The following is a 16,408-nucleotide window of genomic DNA, read 5'->3' on the forward strand; positions in this document are numbered from 1 at the left end:
TTCCTCTGATCACACAGACCACCCGCTTTTGTTATCGATGCAAATGTGCGCCCTCTTCCGGGACGCTGGTGCCAGTTGATCGGCGTCGCACATGAATACTTGAGTGGCGGGCAGGGAAATACGCAAACGTTTTCCCCGGTGTATAGCTCCGCGGAATCCAGGCCTGGTTCAGTCGGCTACGTGGGCCTTCCAACCGCCGCCCAAGGCGAGGAATACACCGATCTGACCCATGGTCACCTGGCTGTTGGCCGCCGCCAGCTGCGCCCGCACATCGGTGTAGGCGCGGGTGGCCTGAAGGTCGGCGAGGAAGGATTCACGGCCGGCCTGATAGCGCCTGTGGGTCTGGTCGGCGGCGTCCCGGGCCGAGCGCTCGGCATCGGCCAGGGCCTCGCGCCGTTCCAGCAAGGCGCTGTATTGAGCCAGGCGGGTCTGGGTTTCGCGAAGGGCGTTGAGCACCACGCCATCGAAGTGGGCCAGGGCGCCCTGGGTGGAAGCCTCGGCCTCGCGGATGCGTGCGCGGGTACCGTTGGTCGGCAGCGTCCAGCTGATCTGCGGGCCAAAGCCCCAGCGGTTGGTGGAGGGCTCGCCGAGGTTGTCCAGCATGCCGATGGTGCCGACCTGCGCGCCGAAACTGATGTCGGGATACAGCGCACCGGTGGCCACGCCGATGTTCGCCGTGGCCGCGGCCAGTTGGCGCTCGGCCTGACGCACGTCCGGACGGCGCTTGAGCAGCGCGGCGCCGTCGCCCACCGGCACCAGTTGGGCCAGGTGTGGCAGTTCGGCGCACTCGGCGGTGCCGGCGGGCAATTGCTCCACGGGCCGGGCCAGCAGCGCCGCCAGGGTGTAGAGGCCCGCCTCGCGCTCGGCCTGGAAACGTGGCAACTCGGCGCGCAGCGACTTGAACTGAGTCTGCGAGCGGGTCACCTGGGTCTCGTCGCCCCGACCGGCATCGCGCAACCGCTGGTTCAGTTGCACGCTCTGCTCCTGCAGGGCCAGAGACTGCCGGGCGATCTCGACCTCCTCGTTGGCCGAGCACACCTGGGTGTAGGCCTTGACCACATCCGCCACCAGGGTGATGCGGGCCGTGTCGGCAGCGGCCTGGACCGCATCGGCATTGGCCTTGGCCGCTTCCGTGCCGCGCTTGAAAGTGCCCCACAGGTCGAACTGGTAGGACACGCTGAGGATCGCTTCGCCAATGTCGGCCACCGGCACCTTGGCCGGTTGCAGGAACGCCTCGCCCGATTCCTGCAGGCGCTGCGCGGCGCCCTTGGCACCGACACTGAAGCCGCCCTGGGACTCGGCCACCTCGACCTGGGCGCGGGCCTTGGCGATGTTCGCCGCGGCCACCCGCAGCTCGCTGTTGGCGGCCAGCGCCTGGCGCACCAGGGCGTCGAGACGTGGATCCTGATACAGCTGCCACCAGTCCTGCGGCACCGGAGCCGACACCACGCTCGCAGGGTCCTGGCGCAAGGGACCGTTCAGGTCATTGCGCTGCACCGCGGCATCCTTCGGCACCTGATAGTCGGGGCCGACCGCCGAGCAGGCGCCGAGCGCCAGCGCCAGGGTCGTCAGCAACAGGCGCTTCATGGCCGCTGCCCCTCGACGATCGACACCGTCGCGGTACGTCCGGCGATCATGCGAAAGTCCGCCGGCACCTCGTCGAAGGCGATGCGCACTGGAATCCGCTGAGCCAGCCGCACCCAACTGAAGGCCGGGTTGACGTTGGGCAGCAGGTTGGCGCCGCTCACCCGGTCGCGGTCCTCGATCCCGGCCGAGAGGCTTTCGACGTGGCCGCGCAGACGGGTGTCGTCGCCCATCACGCGGATGTCCACGGCGTCGCCGACGTTGATGCCACCGAGCTTGGTCTCTTCGAAGTAACCGTCGACATGGTACGAAGCGCTGTCGACCACCGACAGCACCGGGCGGCCCGCAGTCACGAACTCGTGGGCGCGCGGTGCGCGATCGTTGAGATAGCCGTCCACAGGGCTGCGTATCACCGAGCGCTCCAGGTTGAGCCTGGCGGTGTCCACCGCCACCTGGGCCTCGCTCACCGCCGAGCGCGCGCGGGCTTCGCGCGACTGGCTTTCCTCGAGCTGCTCGGCGGCCACCAGGTTGCCCAGCTTGCGGTTACGCCGGGTTTCGCGGGCGGCCTGGGCCAGGGTCTCCTGACGCTCGGCCAGGCTCGCCTGGGCCTGGCGCAACGCCAGGGCGAAGCGGTCCTGGTCGATGGTGAACAGCACATCGCCACGCTTGACCACCTGGTTGTCGCGCACGCCCACCTGCTGGATCAGCCCGGAGACGTCCGGGGCGATCTGGATCACGTCGGCACGGATGTGCCCGTCGCGGGTCCAGGGCGCGAACATGTAGTACACGACCATCTGCCACACCAGCACGGCGGCGAAGGTCACCACGAGCACAGTCAGGACCACGCGGCCCAAGGTCAACAACGGTTTTTTCATGGCAGCATCAGGCTTCGACAAAAATGATCCACCGTACCCAGCAGCACGGCGTAGAGAGCGACGTTGAACAACGCCCGGTGCCAGACCAGGCGGTAGAAATGCAGGCGCACGAGCACCGCGTGCAGGCCCAGGAATAGCAGGTAGGTGCCAAGCATCATCACCAGCAGCGTGGGCAGGAAGACCCCACTGATGTCCACTTCGCCGATCACAGCGGTGCTCCGTCGATTGCAGGGGGCAGTTGGGTTTGCGGGTCGGCTTCGAGGGTCACCTCGACGCCCGGCAGCAGGGCCAGGCGCAGGCCGGCCAGGGCATGCAGCAGATGGACACGAGGCTCGCCACGCTCGTTCAGTCGATCCTGCACCAGCGCCAGACGCGCCCGCTCCATGTGCCGCAGCAGGGCTGGCGAGGCGTGCAGGCGCTCGCCAGCGCGCCGGCACGCGGCGTAGTGGGCGCCCACTTCTTCGAGCACCGTGCGCAGACGAGCCTGGGCCTCTTCACCCGCCCGAGGCAGATAGGCCTGCAGGTCGAGCAGGTTGAGGCCCACGCGCAGGTCGCGCAGCGCCACACCATTGTCCTGGCCGGTCTGGGCAAGCCTGGGCAGGTGCTGCATGAGGCGGTCGAGCATCTGGACGCCGACCTTGCGCTGTTCGGCCAGGGTCGCCGGTTCGGTCATCTCGACGATGTCGCGCCAGGCGAAGCGCGTCATGCGCTTGGCCGCCAGCTCCACGCCGAATGGCCGCATCACCAGGGTCCAGATGAAGGCGAACAGCAGCCCCACCGGCCCTGCCAGGTTGGAGTTGAGGAAGGTGAAGAAGTCGGCGTCGTAAGCGCCCTGGATGCTGATGAAGGTCGAGGTGTTGACGATGGTCAGCAAGGTGCCCAGGTAGAACGCCGGCTGCACGGTGAGAGTGCCGATGACGATGAAAGGTACGGCGAACACCAGCACCAGCATGGCGAAGTCGTGAAGGTTGGGCAGCACCAGGAACAGGTAGAGGCTGGAGAAGATCACCGACATCAACGTCCAGAAGAAGAAGCGGTAGATCTGCGGCGCCGGGTCGTCCATGGAGGCGAAGAAGCTGCATGCCACGGCGGCGAGAATCACCGCGCTGGCGCCGTCGTTCCAGCCCAGGCCGATCCATAGCCCACAGGCCACCACGATGGCGATGACGGTGGAGGACACCGAATACACCATCAGGCCGCGATCGAAGAAGGGCGTCAGCCGCCCCAGGCGCCAATGCCGGTACACCGCTCGCCAGGGCCGGGGGTCGTCTTCGCGCAAGGCATGCTGCAAGGCGCAGCAGTCTTGCCACAGGTCGACCCATTCGCCCAGCCGGTACAGCGCATTGGACAGCAGCAGCGCCTGGCGCTGATCCAGCGCATCCGGCTCGGGCTGATGCTGCGCGAGGTGCATCTTCAAAGCACTCCAGCGCGGCGTCGAGGGCTGCTCGGCGGTGCCTGCGAGCCAGGTGCGAGCCTCTCCCAGCAAAGGCTCGATCTGCGTGTACAGTGCCGGCGCCCGAGCTTGAAGGGCCGCCAGAGCATCGTCCAGGGCATCGATGACCGGCAGCAGGTGGATCATCCGCCCACGCAATTCGCGGGCGTTCTTCAGGGTGTGCGGGCCAGCGCCCTCATGGCCGAGCTGACCGATCATCAGCTCCAGGCTATTGAACGTGGCCACCATCGAACTGCGCAGCGTGGCGATCTGTTCGGCGGCCGCTTCGCGGGCCAGGCACAGGTCGCTGTAGCGGATCGCCTCGCCGAACCACTTGCCCGTGGCCCCAACCACCACCGGCGCCAGGCGGCGAGGCCAGAAGATCGCCCCTACCACCGCCGCGCAAACGATGCCCAGGCAGATCTCCTGGGCCCGCGACGAGGCCACGTCGAACACCGCCTGGGGGTTGTCCACCACCGCCAGGGCGATCATCGGCAGGGTATAGCCGGCCAGCATGAACATGTAGTTGTTGGCCGTGCGCAGGTTCAGCGAGAGGAACAGCAAGGTGCCGGTCCACAAGGCGATGGCGATGCTCAGCAGCAATGGCGATTGCACCAGCGGCGGCACCAGCAGCACCGCCCCGCCTGCCCCGAGCAAGGTGCCCACGGCACGGTACAGGGCTTTGGAGCTGGTCGGCCCGACGAAGGGGCTCGAGACGATGTACACCGTGGCCATCGCCCAATAGGGCCGCGGCAACTGCATCAGCAGGGCGATGTACAAGGCGATCATCGAGGCGGCGAAAGTGCGCACGCCGTAGAACCAGTCGCGTGCAGGCGGCACCGAGCTGAAGAAGCCCTTCACGAGGGCGTGGCCTGGGTAGCGGCTTCGAAGGCACGCAGCACCCTCAAGGTCGCCTCGAGATCGGCCGGCGAGATGTCCTGCAACACCTCGCGGCGCCGCCGCACCAGCGCGTCCTCGATGACATCGGCGAGCGTGCGCCCTTCGCGGGTCAGGCTCAGCGCCTTGGCGCGGCGGTCGAGCGGGTCCTCGCTACGGTCCACCAGGCCCGCCTTGCACAGCTGGTCGAGCAGGCGCACCAGCGATGGGCTCTCCAGGCCGGCGGCCTGGGCGACAGCCACCTGGTGCACGCCATCGCCAAGGCGTCGGATCATCAGCAGCGGCACTGCACAGGCTTCGGAGATGCCGTAGCCCGTCAGCGCGGCATGGCAGAGTCGCCGCCAATGGCGAGCGGCAACCACCAGGCCGCTGCTGACATTCAGGTGCAGTGCGTCGAGAGTCATGGACGAGAACCGAGGATAATCATAGTTTGCTAACTATCAATATACGCCCCGGCCTCCCCCTTTCGTCAACTCGAAACGATGAACAGCGTGTTGATGAGTTCGAGCAGGGGTCAGCGCCTGGCGGATAAATCGCCGCCTGTGGAGGCGCCGACACGATGCCCCACCAGCAAGCCTTCAGGGCTGCACCTGATCCTCCAGCTTCATGGTCAGGGCCAATTTGCTGCCCAGGGCGATCGCCTGATCTCGCCAGTCCAGGTAGCGCGAGGCGTCGCGTCGACTGAAATGCACCGCCAGCTCTTCGGCGGCCTGCATCACCCCTGCCCCGGCGGCCAGCTCCAGCCAGTACAGTCCCGCCTTGACGTCGGTCCGCACGTGCAGGCCGTGCAACTGTCGATAGCCCACCTCGAAGCGGCAGCGCGCTTCACCACGCTGAGCCCCACGCATGAACCAGGCGTAGGCCTCGGCCGCATCCACCTGCCAGTCCTGGTCGGTCTCGCAGACCTCCTCCTCGTAGAGGTCGCCCAAGGCCGCCGCCGCGTGCGACAGCCCGGACTCGAAGGCGTGGCGGTAGTACTGCGCCGCATTGGCGTAGCACACCGGCACACCCTTGCCGAAGTAGTGTTGCTGGCCCAGGTTGTACCAGGCAGCGGCATTGCCCTGCAGCGCGGCCATGCGCAGCAGGTGGCTGGCCAAGGCCGTGTCGGCGCGCCAGTAGCGTCCGTTGAGCCAGATCCAGCCCAGGTCGTTGAGCACCGCAGGGTTGCCCTGTAGCGCCTGAATACGCAGATCGCTGTAGATCGCCTGCACGTCCACGGCCTCATCCAGGCGGCTGACCAGCACCGAGCGCTCGCCCAGCACCGCCCACTGGGTCGGCAGGCCGACGCCGGCGAACAGCCGCAGGTGCCTGCGGGGAATGGCCGGCAGCGGCACGATACGCTCGGGCAGAAGGCGGGCAAGCAGCGAATGGATATTGCTGGCAGCAGACATGTTCATCCTCATTGAACGGCCCACAGTTCCGACCTCGACTGTGATGAGGCGATTCTGCGCGACGATACGACAAAACCTGTCGCGAACGAACCGTGAACACGCAACCAATGCAGGGTTTGTTGATCTCAGCGACTTGTAGCGAATTGCCATCTTACGCGGCGCCCGCCATGCTAGGTGACGCAAGCCCAGACAAGGACGTTAACCATTGCCGTTCGCCACAACCCGCGCCACTCTCAGTCGTCAATGGGCCTTGCTACGCCAGTTGCCCAGCCGCTCGCCCGGGGCCACCAGCGCCGATCTGGTCTGGCGTCTGCGCGATGTGGGCTTCACCGTCAGCAAGCGTACCGTCGAACGTGATCTGAACGAACTGTCGCTGATCTTTCCGCTGGAACGCAACGACAAGAGCATCCCGTTCGGCTGGCACTGGTCGGCCAGCGCCGTGACCGACCTGCGCGGCAACTTCGACCTTCTGGACTACCTGCGTGACGAACCGCTGAAGGCCGTGCAAGGCCAGGGCCTGCTCTTGCAGGCATGGATCACCGATGCCCTGGCCCGGCGCCTGCGCGAGATGCCGCTGGGCATCGACATGCAGCTGACGGCCCTTGAACAGGGCCACCGGCTGCGGGCTACGGTCGGTGACGATGCGCCGCTGCGCTGGTGGCTGCTGGCCCAGGGCGAAGCGCTGGTGGTCGAGCAGCCCCTGGCGCTGCGCGAGGAGATCGGCCGCACCCTCAGCAGCGCGGCCGCCCGTTACCGGGATTGAGCCACAGCGCCCTCAGCGCTGCATGCCCCAGCGCCGCACGGTGAGGCGCTCCAGGGTGTTGAACACCAGCCCTTCGACCAGCAGGCCGATCAGAATCACCACGGCCAGCCCGGCGAACACCTTGTCGGTGTACAGCTCGTTGCGGTTCTGAAAGATGTACCAGCCCAGGCCGCCCTTGCCGCTGCTGGCGCCGAATACCAGTTCGGCAGCGATCAGCGTGCGCCAGGCGAATGCCCAGCCGATCTTGAGGCCCGAGAGGATCGACGGCAGCGCCGCGGGTACCAGCACGTGCAACACCAGGCGCAGGCCGCGCAAGCCATAGTTGCGACCGGCCATGCGCAGGGTCTCCGATACCCCCATGAAACCTGCGTAGGTGTTCAACGCCAGGGCCCAGAGCACCGAGTGCACCAGCACGAAGATCAGGCTGTTGTCGCCCAGCCCGAACCACAGCAGCGCCAGCGGCAGCAGAGCGATGGCCGGCAGCGGGTTCAGCATCGACGTGAGGGTGCCGAGCAGGTCGCGGCCGAACTGGGTCGACACCGCCAGGCTGGTCAGCCCGAACGCCAGCACGATGCCCAGCACATACCCTTTGAGCAGCACCACCAGCGACACACCGACCTTGGCCGGCAGCTCGCCACTGAGCAACCCATCCCACAGGGCCAGCGCCGTCTGGGTGAAGGTGGGCAGCAGCAGGTCGTTGTCGGTATAGCGGGCCATCGCCTCCCAGAGCAGTGCCAGCAACAGCAGGATCACGCCCTTGCGCAGCCAGGCCTGCTGCCACAGACGCTGGGCCAGGGGTAGCTCGCGCTGCAAGGAGAGCCCCGGCAGAGGCTGCAGCGCTACTTCGTATTCCTGACGAATGGATGGGGTTGTCATGGCAGGCTCCAGTCAGTAGGCGATGCGGATGTCGTTGAAGTCCAGCCATGCAGCGGGCTCCGGCTCGCCGCTTTCGTCGAACAGCAGGCGATGGATGCGTCGGGCGCTGGCCTGGAAGTCGCCTGCACCCAGGCTACCCATGCCATATTGATGGCTGTGCACCTCGGCCCGCACTCGCCCTGGATGCGGCGAGAGCAGCAGGATGCGGTTGCCGACCACCAGCGCCTCCTCGATGGAATGGGTGACGAACAACAAGGTGAAGCGCACTTCCTCCCACAGGCGCAGCAGTTCTTCCTGCATCTTGCGGCGGGTCAGGGCGTCGAGGGCGGCGAAGGGTTCGTCCATCAACAGGATCTGCGGCTGCGTGGCCAGGGCGCGGGCGATGGCCACCCGCGCCTTCATGCCACCGGAAAGGGTATGCGGATAGGCATCGGCGAAGGCGGCCAGGCCGACTTTCTCCAGATAATGCATCGCCCGCTCCTGCGCTTCGGCCCGGCTGAGCTGGCCCGACACCCGCAGCGGAAACATCACGTTCTGCTTCACCGTTTTCCACGGCGGCAGCTGGTCGAACTCCTGAAACACCACGATCCGATCCGGGCCAGGCCCTTTCACGGGCTGGCCCTGCAACAGGATCTGCCCCTCGCAGGGCTCGATGAAACCAGCGACAGCCTTGAGCAGGGTGGACTTGCCGCACCCGGAGGGTCCCAGCAGCACGAAGCGGTCGGCGCGGTCGACCTCGAAGCTCACCTGATGGGTGGCGCGTACCACGCGCTGGGCGCTGCGGTACTCCAGGCTGAGCCCGTTCACCTGTAGCAGGGACGTAGCATGTAGCGGGTGCAGCGTGCTGGCCGTGTGGCCTGGCAATGGCGCAGTCATGGTCGCTCAGCTCCCTTGCAGTGGTCGTTCATCCTGGAAGAAGTAGTCCTTCCACGAGGCCGGCTTGTGCTTGATGGCGCCCACCCGATACAGGAACTCGGCCAGTGGATACGTGTTTTTCGGCGTGATGGTGAATTCGTACTGCGGGTTGTCGATCAGCTTGATCAACGCCTCACGGTCGATCTTGGCCTTGGTCACGCGGATATAGGTATCGGCTGCGGCGGCCTTGTCGCGCTGGGCGAAGTCGGCGGCCTCGGCCAGCGCCTCGACGAAGGCCTTGTAGGTCTTGGGGTTGTCCTTGCGAAACTTTTCCGTGGCGAATAGCAAGGTCGGGGAGTTGGGGCCGAGCAACTGGTAGCTGTCGAGCACCACGTGCACGTTCTTGTTGGCCAGCTCCTGGTCCTGGAAGGGCGGATTGGAAAAATGCGCGTTGAGCTCGGTACCGCCGGCCAGCAGTGCAGCGGCGGCATCCGGGTGCGGGACCGCGAGGGTGTACTTGTCGAGACGGTTGTAGTGCTCGTCACCCCACTGCTTGGCCGCGGCGTATTGCAGGAAGCGCGATTGCACCGAAACGCCCACTGCCGGCACGGCGATGCGGTCTTTCTCGGAGAAGTCGGCGATGGTCTTGACCGCCGGATTGCTGCTCACCAGGTAATAGGGAAAGTTGCCCAGCGACGCTACGGCCTTGACGTTCTGCCGGCCGTAGGTGCGGTCCCAGACCGTCAGCAGCGGGCCTACCCCGGCGCCGGCGATGTCGACCGAGCCGGACAGCAGCGCGTCGTTGATCGCCGAGCCACCAGACAACTGCGCCCAGTCGACCTGGATGTCCAGGCCCTGCGCCTTGCCGTGCTTTTCGATCAGTTGCTGGTCACGCACCACATTGAGCAACAGGTAGACGATGCCGAACTGCTCGGCAATGCGGATCTTGCCTTCCGCCTGCGCCGCGCCAGGCAGCGCCAGAGTGCCGATGACCAGGCTCGCGCCCAGGCCGATGCTGGCCGCGAGGCGGCCGAAGGATGTACGCATGAAGGTGTCCTCAACGGGTCAGAACGGGGCATCGCCCTGGATGGTGGTGCGATACAGCTTGCGCCGCAGGTGAGCCGGGCAGCCTGCCGCCAGGTGAATCAGCGAACGGTTGTCCCAGAACACCAGGTCGTGGGCCTGCCAGCGATGGCGATAGACGTTGGTCGGCAGCACGCTCAGCGCGTACAACTGCTGCAGCACGTCACGGCTTTCGTCCTCGGGCAAGCCGACGATGCGCGTGGTGAAGCCTTCGCTGACGAACAGCGCCGCTCGACCGGTCTCGGGATGAGTGCGCACGACCGGGTGAATGACCTCGACCACTTGAGCCAACTGCTCGGCGGTGAGCGTCGGCCGCCAATTGCCCTCGAACTTGGTCTCGGCATAGCGCGCGGTATAGGAGTGGGCGGCGCTGCGACCTTGCACCACCTCGCGCAGCGCTGCGGGAACGCCCTCCCAGGCCTTGTGCATGTCGGCGAACAAGGTATCCCCGCCCTCACTGGGCAGCTCCTGGGCATGCAGCATCGAGCCCAGGCTCGGCAGCGCCTTGTAGGACAGATCCGAATGCCAGAACTTGCCAGCGTCGCCCAGGCCGATGTTGCGACCCTCTTCGACGATGTTGGAGACGATAAGAATTTCGGGATGGTTTTCCAGCAGGAACTGCTTGAGCACGTGAATCTGCAACTCACCGAAACGCCGGCTGAACGCGATCTGCTGCTCGGGGGTGATGCGTTGGTCACGGAACACCAGTACGTGGTGATCCAGATGGGCACGGTGAATCCGCTGGAAGTCCTCGGCGTTCACTGCCTGGGAGAGGTCCAGGCCGAGGATCTCGGCACCCACGGCCTCGCTGAAAGGCCTAATTTCAAAGTGTTGCGGCGGTGCGCTGTCGGTCGACGACAAGGCGCTCAGAGCGGCTGACATTGTTCACTCCCACGCAGTGCGCGACGGTACAGGCGCGCATCGATTCAGGACCGCACGGGTTTGCCGTGTGGGTTCGAGTCGTGCGGCGCGCCGATTGGTCGGCAGGTACGCAGTGGGATGAACTATAAAGTGATAAGAAATTAATTTTAAATATCTTTAAAGAATAAAGATATGCTGCTGTTCTCATCCTGTTCAAGCGATGCGAGCACGTTCGTCCGCGCCCGCATCGCTGCACCCGATCAGCGCTCGCGCAGCGCTTCGGTGCGCGCCTTGATGATCGGCTTGAGCAGATAACTCATGATGGTCTTCTTGCCAGTCAGGATATCCACCGTCGCGACCATGCCCGGAATGATCAGCAGTGGCTTGGCATCCGTGCCCAGATGGCTTTTGTCGGTGCGCAGCCTGATCAGGTAATAGGTGGTCTTCTTGTCTTCGTCGGTGATGGTATCGGCCCCGATCTGCTCCAGCTTGGCCTTGAGCCCGCCGTAGATGGTGTAGTCGTAGGCGCTGAACTTGACCGTCGCTTCCTGTCCGGGATGCAGGAAAGCGATGTCCTTGGGCAGGATCTTGGCCTCGATCACCAGGGTGTCGTCCAGCGGCACGATCTCGATGATATCGCTGCCTGGCTGGATCACCCCACCGATGGTATTGACCAGCAACTGCTTGACGATCCCTCGCACCGGAGAGGTCACCATGGTGCGGTTGACCCGATCGTCCAGTGCCTTGCTGGTGGCGGTGGCCTTGTTCAGTTCGGTGCGCGCCTCGTTCAGCTGGGTCAGCGCCTCGCTACGAAACTTGCCGCGGGTCTCCTCGATCTTGCTCTGCACTTCCCGGATCGCCGCTTCGGCGCGAGGAATGGCCAGGGCGGTGGAGTCCATCTGTCCGCGTGTTTCCACTTCCGAACGGCGCAGGCGCAGCAGCTCGACCTGGGAGATCGCGCCGCGAGACACCAACGGCTCGGACATGGAAATTTCCTGACGCAGCAGTTGCAAGCTGTTGGCGTACTGGGCGCGCTTGGAGTTGAACTCGCGCAGTTCCTGCTGCTTCTGCACCAGTTGCTGGTCCAGACCGCTGATCTCGTCCTGCAGCTGTTGGCGACGACTTTCGTACAGCGACTGTTCACTGGCCGCCTGGCTCGGCGCCGCCTTGCGCAACTCTTCGTCGATTTGCAGTGGCTTGCCGTCGATCTCGGCGGTCAGGCGCTGCACCCGCAGGGCCATCGCCAGACGCGACGCCTCGGTCTCGCCAACGTTCGAGGCGAAGCGGGTTTCATCCAGGCGCAGCAATGGCTGGCCCACCTCCACCACTTCACCTTCCTTGGCGTAGATCTGCGCGACGATGCCACCTTCCAGGTTCTGCACCTTCTGCACCTTGGATGACGGAATGGCCTTGCCCTCGCCTCGGGTCACCTCGTCGATCGGCGCGAAGCAGGCCCAGACGATCAGGAACAGGAAAAAGGCGATCACACCCCAGATGGTCAGACGCACCACGCGCGGTGCATCCTCGATCAGCGCCTTCGGCACCTCCGGCAGCGGCTGGCCGGCCATCGACTCGGAGCCTTTGAAGTAGCGACGCATCTGATCCTTGAAACGTGCGAAATCCAGCTTATGCAACACTGATCTGCCCCTTCTTCAGCGCTTCCATGACGGCCACTTTCGGCCCGTCGGCGACGATCTGCCCGCGATCGATCACGATCAGCCGGTCCACCAGCGACAACAACGACGCCCGGTGGGTGACCAGCAGCACGGTCTTGCCCTCGATCACGGCGGCAAGGCGCTGCTTCAGACGCTCCTCGCCGGTGTTGTCCATGGCGCTGGTGGGTTCGTCCAGCAGCAGAATCTGCGGATTGAGCAGCAGGGCACGAGCCAGCGCCACGTTCTGCCGCTGGCCGCCGGACAGGTTCTGCCCACGCTCGCCTACCTGCAGCTCGTAACCATCCGGGTGCAGCCGGGCGAACTCGTGCACACCGGCCAGTTCGGCGGCTTGCAGGATCAGCTCGTCCTCGATGTAGCGGGCGCCGCTGACCAGATTGTCGCGCAGGGTGCCGGCCAGCAACTGGATGTCCTGGGGCACGTAGCCAATGTTGTGACGCAGCTCGCTGACGTCGATCTGGCGGATATCCACGCCATCGACCAGCAGGGAGCCGTTGTCTGCCTCGTAAAGGCCGACGATCAGCTTGGCCAGCGAACTCTTGCCCGAGCCGCTGCGGCCGATGATGCCGATCTTCTCGCCGGGCCGAATGATCAGGTTGATGCCCTTGAGTGCCTGGTTCTGCTGGTTGGGGTAGGTGAAGTCCAGGCCGCGAAACTCCACTGCACCTTGCAGCACTTGCCGGCTCAGCGGTCGCTCCTCGAAGTTGCGCTCCTGCGGCAGCCCCATCATCTGGTCGGTGGCGACCATGGTCACCTTGGCCTGTTGATAACGCGCCAGCAAGCCGTTGAGTTGCCCCAGCGGTCCGAGGGCGCGGCCGCTGAGCATGTAGCAGGCCACCAGGCCGCCCATGCTCAGGCTGCCGTCGATGATCAGGTACACGCCTACGCAGATCATCGCCACGCCAGCCAGCTGCTGGATCAGCAGTGTGATGTTCATCGCCAGTCCCGAAAGCACCTTGACCCGCAGCTCCAGTCGGCTGAGGGTGCCGAGGGTCTGCTCCCACATGTACTGGCGCTCGCTCTCGGCGTTGTTGACCTTCACCGCGTCCAGCCCGGCCAGGGTCTCGATCAGGCTCGACTGGCGCTCGGAAGCCAGCGCCATGGTGCGCTCCATGGTCGCCATCAGCGGTTTTTGCAAGGCGTAGCCGATGCTCAGGGCCAGCGGGAAAGCCACCACCGGAATCCACACCAGGTGGCCGCCGATGATGGCGATCACCATCAGGATCAGCAGGGTGAACGGCAAGTCGATCAGGCTGGTGAGGGTCAGCGAAGCCAGGAAATCGCGCAGTCCCTGAAACTCGTGAATGTTCTGGGCAAAACTGCCGACCCGCGCGGGGCGGTACTTCATCGACATGCCGACGATGCGCTCGAACAGTGTCGCCGAGATGATCAGGTCGGTCTTCTTGCCGGCCAGGTCCAGGCACAGGCTGCGCAGGCCCTTGAGAATGAGGTCGAAGACATAGGCACCGGCGATACCGACGGCCAGGACCCACAAGGTCGAGGTCGCCTGGTTGGGCACCACCCGGTCGTAGACGTTCATCACGAACAGCGGCGCGGCGAGCGCGATCAGGTTGATGACCAGGCTGGCGGCGATGGCGTCGATGTACAGCCATTTGCTGCGCAGCAGGGTGTCGCGGAACCAGGAGCGAGTACGTGGAATGAGGTTGCCGTGGTTGACGTCGTACTTGTGCTGGGGCTGCGCGAAGAACACCTTGCCACTGTAGTCGCCGGTCAGCGCTTCGCGGGTCACCAGTACCTCGCCCCCGTCGCTCTCGCTGAGCAGCAGACGCGCGCGATCGTCGGTTTCCCATCCCAGCAGCACGGCGCTGCGACCGTCCTTGAGCAGCAACATGGCCGGCATGGCGATGTTGGGAATCTGCTCGAGCTTGCGCTGCAACAGGCGCCCCTGCAGACCGGCACGTGCGGCCGCACGCGGCAGCAGCTCCTGATTCAGCCGCTGGGAAGGCAACGGCAAACCGGTGGTGAGCATGGCCCGGCTGGCAGGTTTCTGGTGCAGCACGCAGAGGGTCAACAGGCTGTCCAACAACGGATCGTCGTGCTGACTGCGTGGATCATGGTTGAGCTGTACTCGACTGACTTCGGATTCCACGCGGCGCTCTCTTCATCCTTGCAGTGGTTGGGGCAGGCAGGCCGTCAGCGGATGCGTGACGGTCACCTCGGACGGTCTGGGGTGCAGCTTGAAAACAGCATATGGCACTGAAAGTACCTGGTTTTTTCAGCGACCGATCAATGGTCGCTTTGATTCGGTATCGAGTAAACAACCGGATAACCTTCCCTGCTCCAGACGACGGTCCCGGGTGAAGGTTTCATTTACGTGAACAGGTCTGCAGCCGGGGGTCCCTTGGGCCGTCAGGCACAGGCGGCGGCTCGGTCATCCGCGCCTGACACCCTCTGCAAAGCCTAACCCCACATAGCGCTGATGCAAGCTCGGCGGAAGATAAATCCGCGAGAGCCGGAGCTTCTCCTATCGGAGGATGTCGCTGAATCATGGGGCGCCAGATTTCAGTACTTCATTGCCAGTTTATTGACTGTCCCCCATCGAGGGGCACGCAAAGGAGTACGTATCCCTCGACGCTCCAACCTCTCCAGCCATTGGCTGAGCCGCTCCCACGCCCTTCCTCTGTGCAACCTGACGCACGGTACCCGTCGCACTGGCGCTCTCGGCAAGATTCATGCTTGCCGCAAGCAAACCGACAGGATCTCAACACCGCTACCCTCGGGGCGCGCAGGCATCCATGGCAGCGCTCGGCTCATTGCTCCACATCACCATCGCCAGGGCTTTATTCCGTAACAATAGCCGCCTGAACGGAACGTTTATGGATTGCGCATGACTGTACGTAACTAATACGAAAGGAAGATTGGCGCACGCCTAAATATCAATGTGACATTAGATTGCCAATTGTTTAGGATGACAAGACAAGGGTCAATACTTTGGCATAAGCTTAATAGCCAAAAGTTATCGTCACAAAATTGACACACCAGAGCGTCAAATCCACTTTTGTAACATTCCAGCGGAAGCAGGTTCGCACGCCGGCCGGAAGCCAACTGAGACACACCCGGAGAGTTCCATGAGCACTGTCGTTGCCATCGTCAAAAGCATTGTTGGCCAAGTCATCGCAGTATCCCCGGAAGGCATCAAGCGCGTGCTGGTCGAAGGAGATCGCCTGTTCGCCGGCGAGGAAGTCCTCACCGGCCCGGGCGGCGCCGTGACTCTGGAATTGGCAGATGGCCGAATGCTCGACCTGGGCCGCGACAGTCAATGGAGCGCCGATACACCGGCCAGCAGTGCGGACCTGGGCCAGGTCACCGCCCAGGTAGCACCTTCGGTTGAGGAGTTGCAGCAGGCCATCGCAGCCGGTGCCGACCCGACCACCGACCTGGAAGCCCCGGCGGCCGGCCCGACCGCGGCGGGCGGCGGCTCGGTCGGCGGCGGCCACAGCTTCGTTCTGCTGGAAGAGACTGCCGGCGTCGTCGACCCAACGGTGGGCTTCCCGACCGAGGGGATCAACTCCGCTGCAGCTTTGAACGCCCAACAAGTCGGTGGCGTAGATGACACCACCACGAACGCCACGCCGGTGGCCACAGGTCTGACCCTCACCGCCACGCCGTCGATCAGCGAAGCCGGCGGTGTGATCGTCTACACCGCCAACGTGGGCCAGCCGCCGCAGACCGACCTGACCGTCACTCTTTCGAATGGCTCGGTGATCGTGATCCAGGCCGGCCAGACCAGTGGCTCGGTGAACGTCGACGTGCCCGCCAACGACACGCCATACATCGATGGCGGCCAGATCTCCACTACGGTCACGAGTACTTCGGGTGGCAGTGGTCTGATCGTTACCCCCAGCGATACCCCGGCGGTCACTCAGATCACCGATACGATCGACACCACCACTGCCACGCTGACCGCCACGCCAAGCGTCACTGAAGGCGGCGTGATCACCTATACCGTCAGCCTGAACAACCCAGCCCAGACGCCGGTGACCGTCACCCTGTCCAACGGCCAGACCATTACGGTAGACGCCGGTAAATCCAGCGGCTCGATCGATTTCCAGACGCCGGCCAACGACGTCTACAACAACGGCAGCACCGTCAACACC

The 16,408-nt window shown here is 64.7% G+C and carries 14 protein-coding genes; 2 read left to right on the forward strand and 12 right to left on the reverse strand.

All coding sequences use genetic code 11. The annotated features are described in order from the left end of the window. Window positions 1-168: 168 nt before the first annotated feature. From IAE34_RS21575 to IAE34_RS21600, 6 genes are all read right to left on the reverse strand, one after another. Window positions 169-1,587 (reverse strand): efflux transporter outer membrane subunit, encoded by a 1,419-nt coding sequence (locus IAE34_RS21575; protein ID WP_200140984.1) that lies wholly within the window; start codon window positions 1,585-1,587, stop codon window positions 169-171. Next, window positions 1,584-2,459 (reverse strand): efflux RND transporter periplasmic adaptor subunit, encoded by an 876-nt coding sequence (locus IAE34_RS21580; protein WP_200140985.1) that lies wholly within the window; start codon window positions 2,457-2,459, stop codon window positions 1,584-1,586. The genes IAE34_RS21575 and IAE34_RS21580 overlap by 4 nt, the downstream gene beginning before the upstream one ends. Continuing rightward, window positions 2,456-2,668 carry a DUF1656 domain-containing protein gene (locus IAE34_RS21585; protein WP_200140986.1) on the reverse strand — a complete coding sequence of 71 codons (213 nt, stop codon included), beginning with the start codon at window positions 2,666-2,668 and terminating at the stop codon, window positions 2,456-2,458. The genes IAE34_RS21580 and IAE34_RS21585 overlap by 4 nt, the downstream gene beginning before the upstream one ends. Then, window positions 2,665-4,752, reverse strand: coding sequence for an FUSC family protein (locus IAE34_RS21590; protein WP_200140987.1), 2,088 nt, complete (start codon window positions 4,750-4,752; stop codon window positions 2,665-2,667). The genes IAE34_RS21585 and IAE34_RS21590 overlap by 4 nt, the downstream gene beginning before the upstream one ends. After that, complete coding sequence (locus tag IAE34_RS21595) at window positions 4,749-5,192, reverse strand: MarR family winged helix-turn-helix transcriptional regulator (RefSeq protein ID WP_200140988.1); 444 nt, start codon at window positions 5,190-5,192, stop codon at window positions 4,749-4,751. The genes IAE34_RS21590 and IAE34_RS21595 overlap by 4 nt, the downstream gene beginning before the upstream one ends. 174 nt (window positions 5,193-5,366) lie before the next feature. Beyond that, window positions 5,367-6,179 carry a tetratricopeptide repeat protein gene (locus IAE34_RS21600; protein WP_200140989.1) on the reverse strand — a complete coding sequence of 271 codons (813 nt, stop codon included), beginning with the start codon at window positions 6,177-6,179 and terminating at the stop codon, window positions 5,367-5,369. A gap of 205 nt (window positions 6,180-6,384) precedes the next feature. Here IAE34_RS21600 and IAE34_RS21605 point away from each other — a divergent pair, with 205 nt between their 5' ends. Further along, window positions 6,385-6,942 (forward strand): WYL domain-containing protein, encoded by a 558-nt coding sequence (locus IAE34_RS21605; RefSeq protein WP_200140990.1) that lies wholly within the window; start codon window positions 6,385-6,387, stop codon window positions 6,940-6,942. A 12-nt stretch (window positions 6,943-6,954) separates the two neighbouring features. Here the strand turns inward: IAE34_RS21605 and IAE34_RS21610 are convergent, their stop codons facing one another. From IAE34_RS21610 to IAE34_RS21635, 6 genes are all read right to left on the reverse strand, one after another. Further along, window positions 6,955-7,818, reverse strand: a complete 864-nt coding sequence (locus tag IAE34_RS21610) for an ABC transporter permease (RefSeq protein WP_200140991.1) — start codon at window positions 7,816-7,818, stop codon at window positions 6,955-6,957. 12 nt (window positions 7,819-7,830) lie between these two features. After that, entirely contained in the window at window positions 7,831-8,694 is an 864-nt protein-coding gene (locus IAE34_RS21615; RefSeq protein ID WP_200140992.1) for an ABC transporter ATP-binding protein, read from the reverse strand. Window positions 8,695-8,700: 6 nt separating this feature from the next. Then, window positions 8,701-9,720: an ABC transporter substrate-binding protein gene (locus IAE34_RS21620; protein ID WP_200140993.1), complete on the reverse strand. Its 1,020-nt coding sequence runs from the start codon at window positions 9,718-9,720 to the stop codon at window positions 8,701-8,703. 18 nt (window positions 9,721-9,738) lie between these two features. Then, window positions 9,739-10,638, reverse strand: coding sequence for a TauD/TfdA dioxygenase family protein (locus IAE34_RS21625; RefSeq protein WP_200140994.1), 900 nt, complete (start codon window positions 10,636-10,638; stop codon window positions 9,739-9,741). A 239-nt stretch (window positions 10,639-10,877) separates the two neighbouring features. Beyond that, window positions 10,878-12,215 carry an HlyD family type I secretion periplasmic adaptor subunit gene (locus IAE34_RS21630; RefSeq protein ID WP_200140999.1) on the reverse strand — a complete coding sequence of 446 codons (1,338 nt, stop codon included), beginning with the start codon at window positions 12,213-12,215 and terminating at the stop codon, window positions 10,878-10,880. 28 nt (window positions 12,216-12,243) lie between these two features. Beyond that, a complete protein-coding gene (locus tag IAE34_RS21635) occupies window positions 12,244-14,400 on the reverse strand; it encodes a type I secretion system permease/ATPase (protein WP_200140995.1) in 2,157 nt (718 codons plus the stop codon). Window positions 14,401-15,379: 979 nt separating this feature from the next. On the opposite strand from IAE34_RS21635, the gene IAE34_RS21640 reads away from it, so the two are divergent. Further along, window positions 15,380-16,408: retention module-containing protein (locus IAE34_RS21640; protein ID WP_200140996.1), on the forward strand; the 1,029-nt coding region annotated here is incomplete at its 3' end.

The sequence above is a fragment of the Pseudomonas sp. S30 genome, from assembly GCF_016518545.1.
Classification (GTDB): domain Bacteria; phylum Pseudomonadota; class Gammaproteobacteria; order Pseudomonadales; family Pseudomonadaceae; genus Aquipseudomonas.